At 71.3% G+C, this 8252-nt stretch carries 10 protein-coding genes; 1 reads left to right on the top strand and 9 read right to left on the bottom strand.

All coding sequences use genetic code 11. The annotated features are described in order from the left end of the window. The 3 genes from E1284_RS35840 to E1284_RS35830 all read right to left on the bottom strand — a co-directional run. Positions 1-516 (bottom strand): isoprenylcysteine carboxyl methyltransferase family protein (locus E1284_RS35840; RefSeq protein WP_243714951.1); only part of this gene is annotated, 516 nt, incomplete at its 3' end. A gap of 20 nt (positions 517-536) precedes the next feature. Continuing rightward, positions 537-1586 carry a type III polyketide synthase gene (locus tag E1284_RS35835; RefSeq protein ID WP_131944600.1) on the bottom strand — a complete coding sequence of 350 codons (1050 nt, stop codon included), beginning with the start codon at positions 1584-1586 and terminating at the stop codon, positions 537-539. A gap of 69 nt (positions 1587-1655) precedes the next feature. Then, positions 1656-3971, bottom strand: a complete 2316-nt coding sequence (locus tag E1284_RS35830) for an MMPL family transporter (RefSeq protein ID WP_131944599.1) — start codon at positions 3969-3971, stop codon at positions 1656-1658. A 71-nt stretch (positions 3972-4042) separates the two neighbouring features. On the opposite strand from E1284_RS35830, the gene E1284_RS35825 reads away from it, so the two are divergent. Further along, positions 4043-4720 (top strand): TetR family transcriptional regulator, encoded by a 678-nt coding sequence (locus tag E1284_RS35825; protein WP_131944598.1) that lies wholly within the window; start codon positions 4043-4045, stop codon positions 4718-4720. Between the two features lie 7 nt (positions 4721-4727). On the opposite strand, the gene E1284_RS42070 is transcribed toward E1284_RS35825, so the two are convergent. From E1284_RS42070 to E1284_RS35800, 6 genes are all read right to left on the bottom strand, one after another. Next, positions 4728-4898, bottom strand: a complete 171-nt coding sequence (locus E1284_RS42070; protein ID WP_165965559.1) for a hypothetical protein — start codon at positions 4896-4898, stop codon at positions 4728-4730. Positions 4899-4900: 2 nt separating this feature from the next. Then, on the bottom strand, positions 4901-5632 hold the full coding sequence (locus E1284_RS35820; protein WP_131944597.1) for an alanyl-tRNA editing protein: 732 nt from the start codon (positions 5630-5632) through the stop codon (positions 4901-4903). Positions 5633-5648: 16 nt separating this feature from the next. Continuing rightward, complete coding sequence (locus E1284_RS35815; protein ID WP_203596704.1) at positions 5649-6014, bottom strand: DUF2516 family protein; 366 nt, start codon at positions 6012-6014, stop codon at positions 5649-5651. A 191-nt stretch (positions 6015-6205) separates the two neighbouring features. After that, the gene (locus tag E1284_RS35810; protein ID WP_131944596.1) at positions 6206-6622 is read right to left on the bottom strand and encodes a hypothetical protein; all 417 of its coding nucleotides are present in this window, start codon (positions 6620-6622) and stop codon (positions 6206-6208) included. Then, positions 6619-7074: a helix-turn-helix domain-containing protein gene (locus E1284_RS35805; RefSeq protein ID WP_131944595.1), complete on the bottom strand. Its 456-nt coding sequence runs from the start codon at positions 7072-7074 to the stop codon at positions 6619-6621. Before E1284_RS35805 ends, E1284_RS35810 begins: the two co-directional genes overlap by 4 nt. Positions 7075-7217: 143 nt before the next feature. Then, on the bottom strand, positions 7218-8252 hold a 1035-nt coding region (locus E1284_RS35800), incomplete at its 5' end, for a neutral zinc metallopeptidase (RefSeq protein WP_243714950.1).

Raw genomic sequence — 8252 nt, 5'->3', positions numbered from 1 at the left:
GGGCGGGGTGGGGGTGTTCGTGTGGCCTAGGGCCTTGTTCTCGGTCTTGATTCGGGTTTTGAGCAGGCACAGGTTGGACGCCGTGAACAGGAGCGAGGTGCGCCACGCCGTGTGGACTAGAGGCAGCGCCACGCCTTCCGCGATCACCGCGACGTAGTTGGGGTGCCGCAGCCGCCGGTAGGGGCCGCGGCTCACCAGAGGCATGCCCGGCACGACGATGACGCGGGTGTTCCACCGCTTTCCCAGGCTCGCGATGCACCACCAGCGGAGCGCCTGCGCGGAGGCGGTCAGCGCCAGCATCGGCCAGCCGATCGACGGCACGAACCGCTCCCGCCGGGCTTCCAGCAGCGCGCCGCCCAGCAGGCCGACGTGGGCGGCGGCGATCAGCGGATAGTGCCGGGCACCGTACTCGATCCCGCCGTTCCGGCTCGCCCAGGCGCGGTTGCGGCGCGCCACGGCCAGTTCGGCGAGTCTCTCGGCGGCGACGAGCGCGATCAGCCCCGCATAGCGGCGCACAGAGCCATTCATGGAGCGGTTCACCAGCGCAGGAGGAGGAGTTCGGCGGAGAAGCCGGGGCCCAGAGCCATCAACAGTCCTGGTTCGCCGTCGGGTGGGCGGCGGCTCGCGATCGTCTCCTCCAGCACGTTGAGCACCGACACCGACGACAGGTTCCCCATCGTGCGCAGCGAGTTCCAGGTGATGTCGAGGGCGTCCGGCGCCAGGTCGAGCTCCTGCTGGATGATCTCGATCACCTTCGGGCCGCCGGGGTGGCACACCCACGAGCCGACCCGGTCCGGGGAGAGCCCGTGCTCGCCGAGGAACGCGGACACGTCGGCGGCCAGCGTCGCCTCGACGTGGCCGACCAGGTCGGCGGCGAGGACGATGCGGAAGCCGTGGTCGCCGACGTCCCAGCCCATGAGATGTTCGGTGGCGGGGTAGAGCCTGCTGCGGGTCGCGACGACCCGCGGCCCCCGGTACGCACCGGTGTCCCGCTGGTCGCCGACCGCGACGACCGCGGCGGCGCCGTCCCCGAACAGGCCGCTGGCGACCAGGTTCGCGACCGAGACGTCCTCGCGCTGGACGGTCAGCGAGCACAGCTCGACGCAGACCAGCACCGCGACGTGGTCGGGCCAGGCGCGCAGGACGTCGTAGAGCCGGGACAGCCCGGCGGCGCCCGCCGCGCATCCGAGGCCGAACATCGGCACGCGCGTGATGTCCTCGCGCAGGCCGGCGCGCTGGGCGATGCGGGCGTCCAGCGAGGGCGTCGCCACCCCGGTCGAGGAGCAGAAGATCAGATGGTCGACCTCGTCCGGGGCGCGTCCGGCGGTGTCGAGCGCGTCCTGGACGGCGCGCACCGCCAGCTCGACGGCCGTTTCGGTGTAGACGGCGTTGGCGCCCGTGAACCCGTCGAGCTTCACGTACTCGTCGATCGGCAGCGTGATGCTGCGGCCGGTGACCTGGGTCGCGGCATGGAAGCGGCGGGCGAGTTCCGGGTTGGCGTCGGTGCGCTCAACGACGGCCTGCGTGATCTCGTCCTGGTCGTAGCGGTGTTCTGGCACGACCGTGCGTACCCCGGCAACGCGCATGGTGTCCCCCCCGAGTGTCCGCCCCGGCATTTACCCGGGACGCCGGAGAACACTCGGCGAACGGGCGCGTCAGCTCGTCAGCTCCAGTTCCAGCTGCTCGGCGACGGGTTCCGGTTCCGGCGGCGGGGGCGGCACCGGACGCGACCGGCCGGGCCACCACCAGTTCGCATGGCCGAGCAGGCTCATCAGCGCCGGGACGAGCACGAGCCGGACGATCGTGGCGTCCATCGCGACGGCGACGGCGAGGCCGAGCGCCATCATCTTGATCATCGGGTCCGGCTGCGGGACGAAGCTCGCGAACACGAAGATCATGATGAGCGCCGCCGAGGTGATGAGCCGGGCGGTGGCCCCGATGCCGATCACCACGGACTCGTGCGGGTCGCCCGTCCGCTCGTACTCCTCCTTGATCCGCGACAGCAGGAACACCTCGTAGTCCATGGACAGCCCGAAGATCAGGGCGAACATGAACAGCGGGATGAACGACATGATCGGGATGGCCTGGTCCACGCCGAGCAGCCGGATCCCCCAGCCCCACTGGAAGACGGCGGTGACAACGCCGAACGAGGCCCCGATCGACAGCAGGTTCATCAGCGCGGCCTTCAGCGGGACGACCACCGACCGGAACGCGATCACGAGCAGCAGCAGCGCGACGCCGACGACCGCGGCGACGACGATCGGCATCCGGTCGCCGACCGTCGTGGCGATGTCGATGATCGCCGGGTTCTCGCCGCCGAGGTAGATCTCGGTGCCGGGGTGGGCGTCCCGCACCGCGGCGATCTCGGCGTTCCGCAGATGGTGGACGAGGTCGGTGGTCGACTCCGCGTGCGGTGCGTCCCGCGGAATGACGGTCAGGATCGCCGTCTTCCCCGTCACCACCGGGTCGCCGACGAACACGACACCGGGCGCCTCGGAGATCCGTTTCTGCAGCTCCTGGGCGATGAGGACCGCGTCCTTGTCGGGCTTCTTCGTCGGATCCGGCGCGCCCTTCGGAAGGGCCGGCCGCGGCGACGGGCTCGGCGCGGGCACCGCCGGTCTCGTCAGGCCCGTCAAGCCCTCGCGGCCGTCCACCGTCGGCACGACACGCTTCGGCTTGGCGCGCTTCTCCTCGCCGGGCACCTTCGCGACCACGATGAACGGGCTGTAATGGCCGGCGCCGAACTCGCGGGCGACGATGTCGTAGGCCTGCCGCGCCTCCATCTTCGGCGACGACATGCTGTCCGCCATCACCCCGAACCGCAGGCTGAGCGTCGGAACGGCGAGGGCCAGCAGGACGAGCGTCGCGACGATCGCGTAGGGCCAGGCGTGCCGGTCGACGTGCCGGCCCCAGGCCATCCAGCGGTGCGAACTGCGGTCGGGACGGACGCGCGGCAGCCTGTACCGGTCGATGCGGGGCCCGAGCGCGCCCAGCACGGCGGGCAGCAGCGTCAGCGCGGCGACGACCATGATCGCGACGGCGAGCGCGGTGAAGATCCCGATGGTCCCGACGAACTCGATCCCGGACAGGAACAGGCCGCAGATCGCGAACACGACGGTGCCGCCGGCGAACACCACGGCGTGACCCGAATGCGCCATGGCGCGTCCGACCGCGGTCTCGACGTCGTCGCCGTCGGCGAGCTGCTGCCGGTAGCGGGTGACGATGAACAGCGCGTAGTCGATCCCGGCGCCGATGCCGAGCATCGCCGCGCACATCGGCGCGGTCGGCGCGATCTGGAAGAACGACGCCGAGAAATGGATCAGCGAGTAGGCGACGGCCATCCCGCACAGCGACACGAGGATCGGGATGCCCGCGGCGAGGAACGACCCGAACGCCAGCAGCAGCACGACCAGCGCGAGGACGATCCCGACGCCCTCCTGCGGCCCTCCCTTCGGCTGGTTCAGGATCATCGCGACGATGCCGCCGAACTTCACGTCCAGCCCGGCCATCCGCGCGGGCTCGACGGCCTGGTTGAGCGCGTCGAGGTCGGCGTGGCTGACGTCGCTCATCGTCCCGGTGAAGTTGAGCCGGACCACGACCGCGTTGTCGTCCTTCAAACCGCCCATGCCCTGGACGTAGGGGTTCTCGACGAACGCGACCCGCTTCAGCCCGCCGATGTTCTCGATCGACTGGCCGATCGTGAGCGCGACCCGCCAGTCGGCCGGGCTCGCCTGGCCGGTCTCGTGGAAGACGACGGTCGCGGTCGGCCCGGTCATCGCCGGGAAGTCCTGGGCGAGCGTGTCGAGGGCGCGCTGCGTCTCGGTGCCGGGCAGCGTGCTCTGCTGGACGAACATGCCGCCGTGCATGATGCCGAGGACGCCGGCGCCGAGCATCACGGCGACCCACAGCTCGAAGACGGTGCGCCGCCGCCGCACGCAGAGCCGCCCCAGTGCGTCCAGGAATCGCGCCATGCTCGCAGAGAACACCCATCGGTGCAGATTTGCAACAGATGCAACTTTGCAGTCATGGTAATGTCCGTCACATGGACGAGCGGACGGCCGGGGCGCGCGGCGGGGCGGCGGACGGGGAGCGCGGCGCCGAACCGGCCGGGCCGAGCCTGCGGGAGCGCAAGAAGATGCGCACCCGGCAGGCCATCGCGACCGCCGCGCTGCGGCTGTTCGCCGAGCGCGGCTACGAGGAGACGACGATCGCCGACATCGCCGCCGCCGCGGACGTCGCGCCCCGCACGTTCTTCAGCTACTTCCCGTCCAAGGAGGACGTGGTCTTCGCCGAGATCGACGACCGGCTCGCCGAGGTCGCCGAGCGGCTGCGCCGCACGCCCGGCGAGACGCCGATGGAGACGATCCGGCGCAGCATCGTGGACGTCCTCAACGCGATCGTCACCGAGCACGCCGACTACGGCGCCGTCCAGGTCGCCCTCATCCTGGAGCGCCCCGCCCTGCGGGCCCGCGCCCTCCAGCGGATGACCGACGCCCAGGAGGCGATCGAGGCCCTGCTGCGCGAGTTGTGCCCCGGCATCTCCGAGATCGACGCGGTCGCCGCCTCAGGCGTCGCGATCGGCGGCATGCAGGCGGTCGTCGCGCACTGCCGCCGTGAAGGCTACGACCCGCTCTCCATGCGCACGGCCCTCGACCGCGCCGTCGACATCGTCGAGCACGGCCTGGTCTCCGTGGAGGCCCTGTCGAGCCCGTCCCCCTAGACCGTCGTCAGGGGTTGAGCCTGCCGGCCGCCCATTCCTCGAAGGTGGCATCACGCCAGCGTTCGAGGTCGTCACGACGGATCACAAGAGTGCCGTCGGGGGCGGCACCCGAGGCCAGTGCCCGGTGGAACTCCTCAGCCTGCGAACGCAGGTGGTCGGTGAAGCTCGCGTCGTTCACGGTCAGTCGGTGAGTTTGATGCGGAGGCGGCGGAAGCCGCGGCCCTTGTTCTCGACCTTGGCGACCGTGATGCGGCCGATCTGCTTGGTGGAGCCGACGTGGGTGCCGCCGTCGGCCTGGGTGTCGAGGCCGACGATGTCGACGATCCGGACGTCCCGCACCTCGGGCGGCACGAGGTTCGTGGCGGTGCGGATGATGTCGGGGATCTCGAACGCCTCGGCGCGCGGCAGGGTCCGGATGTCGATGCGGCGGTCGGCCTCGACCTCGGCGTTGCAGGCGTCCTCGACCGTCTGCTTGAAGCCGGGCGGGACCTCGCGGAGGTCGAAGTCCATACGTGCGGCCAGCGGTTCCATGTTGCCGCCGGTGACGAGGCAGCCGTAGTCGCGGAACACCACGCCGCAGAGCAGGTGCAGGCCGGAGTGGGTGCGCATGAGGGCGGTGCGACGGTCGTCCTCCACGGCGGCCCGGACGACGGTGCCGACGGGCGGGAGCGGGTCGTCCTCCGCGGGGATCAGCACCGGGTCGTCGCCCTTGCGGACGCCCGCGATGCGGGTCTGGACGCCCTGCCACAGCAGGACGCCGTGGTCGGGGGGCTGGCCGCCGCCACCCGGGTAGAAGGCGGAGCGGTCGAGGACGATGCCGTCCGGTCCCGCGTCGAGGACGACGGCCTCCCATTCGCGGAGGTCCTGGTCGGTCAGTTCCAGCCGGGTCGTGCGTCCGAAGGTGTCGCTCATGACCTCAACGTAGAGGTCACCAGGGGCCGTAGGGGCCCGATCGGGAACCGCCGCGGCCGCCGTTGTTCTTCTTGAAGGGCGCCACGGCCGGGCGGACGTCCGCCAGATAGATCGCGGCGCCGATGAACGCGGCGACCGGGAGGATGCCGAGCAGCAGCGCGATGGGGCTGGCGCCGAGCGCGGCGGGCGCGACCGCGTAGGCGGCGCCGACCACGGTCGCGACGATCAAGATGATCATCCAGAGCTTCTTGCTCTGCTTGCTGGCCGCGGAGAACGCGCCGGTCGGCACGGTCAGCGAGTCGATCAGCGCCCACGCCTCCATGGCGAACGCGATGATCAGCAGCAGCCAGAAGAAGTAGTCCAGCACATTGAAGCCCGACATCGGCGATCAGCGCTCCTGCTCGTCTCGGACGGCGACTCCTTGTCGCGCACACGGCGTGTTTCCGCCCCAACCCTATGCGCCCCGGGCCCGTGCGCACCGTCCGGAGGGGACGGGCCTGAAAGGAGGGGCGGCCTGCCGGAACAGACGAAGGAACCCGGCCGGGTGTTCCCGGCCGGGTTCGCACGGTGCCGTTACTTCTTCGTGGTGGTCCGGGCCTGCCGCGTGGAGCCGGTGCCGGTGGTCCGGCGCGGCGCCGCGGCGCGGGTCTTGGCGACCGGCTTGGCGTCGGACTCGGTGATCTCGGCGACCTGGACGGCCTCGCGGTTCACGACCTTGCGGCCCCGCTCGGCGAGCTCGTCGATGAGCTCGACGGCCCGGGTGCCGAAGTGCGTGGCGTAGGCGACCGCCGCGCCCGGCAGGTCCTTGGCGTCCACGCGCTCCTGGTACCGGGAGACCTCGCCGCGGTAGCGGTCGACGGTCTCGCGCACCTGGTCGCGGTAGCGGTCCACCTGACCGGGGACCTCACGGAGCTTCTCCACCGCGAAGTCGCCGGCGCCGGCCACGGCGTAGACGGCCTTGTTCTCTCGGAGGTTGCTGGCCAGCGTCATCCGACCTCTTCCTTTCCGTTCTGTGCGTCTGCTGGTTCGGGTACTGCTCGTTCGGGTTCCGCTCGTTCCGGTGCGGCCGCGGCGGCGAACCCGTCGCCGACCACGCCCGTGGCCTCGTTCTCCTTGAGGAACGACGCGTAGATGTCGAGCAGGACCTGCTTCTGCCGCTCGGTGAGCAGGAGGTCGGCCCGGACGGCGGCCTGGACGTCGGTGTCGGCCTCGCGGTCCTCAAGGATGCCCGCCTGCACGTACAGCGCCTCGGCGGAGATCCGCAGCCCCTTGGCGATCTGCTGCAGGATCTCGGCGCTCGGCTTGCGCAGGCCGCGCTCGATCTGGCTCAGGTACGGGTTGGAGATCCCGGAGACGTCCGCCAGCTGGCGCAGCGAGATCTTCGCGCGCGTGCGCTGTTCCCGGATGTACTCCCCGATGGAGCCGACCTTCGAACTTGCCATACCTCCACACTGCGTCATGGTGCTTGCAATTGCAAGCGGCACAGCTAGCACTTTGTGGTGAATCGAGTCACATGCCGGAAAGGTCAGAAAAGTCGCAGGTCAGGGCCGGGCCGGGAAGGTCGGAGCCCGGCCCCGCCGGGCCGTCAGCTCACCTTGGACGGCGGGGCGATCCAGGTGTTGCAGACGGTCAGGTCGCGGCCGTTGAAGCCGGCGACGACCCAGCCCGCGTAGTGGGCGCCGGAGCCGTGGTCGCGCTCGTCCACCGGCTTGCGGTCCTCGCCGCGCCCCCGCACGTCCGTGATCATCGCGACGTACTGCTCGCGCGTCATCGGCAGGGTGGCGCGCTCGCTGCCGAGGAACGCGCCCGCGAAGCACTGCGCCTGCAGCTCGATGCGGCGGCTGGCCGCGTTGCCGGTGGCCTTGTCGCCGCTCTCGATCTGCCGGTCCCCGTAGAGGAGGATCCCGGCGCGGTCCTGGACGTGGTGGCCGTACTCGTGCGCGATCACCCGCGCGTACACCGCGTAGTGGGACAGCGGCTCGCCGCCCGACGTCTCCACGACGTGCCGCAGCCCGACGTACATCGTGTTGTTCGCCGGGCAGTAGAACGCGGACGCGCCGGGGGCCGGGTAGGTGCCGCAGGGGCTGCGCCCCGGGTCGACCCAGAACACGCGGTCGGGCTTGTCGAACGCGATCCCGGCCTTCTGGAACTGCCTCGCCCACGCGGAGTCGAGGCAGTCGCTCAGCGTGTCCATGAACCCGCGCATGGACTCGGCGGACGGCAGGATCTGCGGCAGCCGGCAGCTCACCGAGGTCAGCGGCCCCGTCTTGTAGAGCGGGCTGTTGGTCGCCTTCTCCTTGGACGACAGCGCCGCGTTGCCGCCGCCGGACGAGGTCGGCGTCCGCGTGCTCCCGGTGGCGTCCTGCGTCCCGCCGAGCGCGGCGAGCCCGAGGATCGCGAGGACGACCAGGGCCGTCAGCCCGCCGAAGATGCCCGCGATCGTCCCGCCGGCGCTGCGGCGCGGCGGAGGGCGCATCGGGACGTACCGGTACTGCGGCTGTCCGTAGGCAGGCGGCCCGTACCCCGGGCCGCGCGGGGGCGGCGCGCCGTAGGGCGGCCCGCCGTACGGGGGTCCGCCGTGCGGAGGCCGGCCGTAGGGCGGTGCCGGTGGCCCCGGCGG

The sequence above is a fragment of the Actinomadura bangladeshensis genome, assembly GCF_004348335.1.
In the GTDB taxonomy this organism is placed as follows: Bacteria; Actinomycetota; Actinomycetes; order Streptosporangiales; family Streptosporangiaceae; genus Spirillospora; species Spirillospora bangladeshensis.
This window is presented reverse-complemented; position numbering and strand designations above follow the sequence as displayed.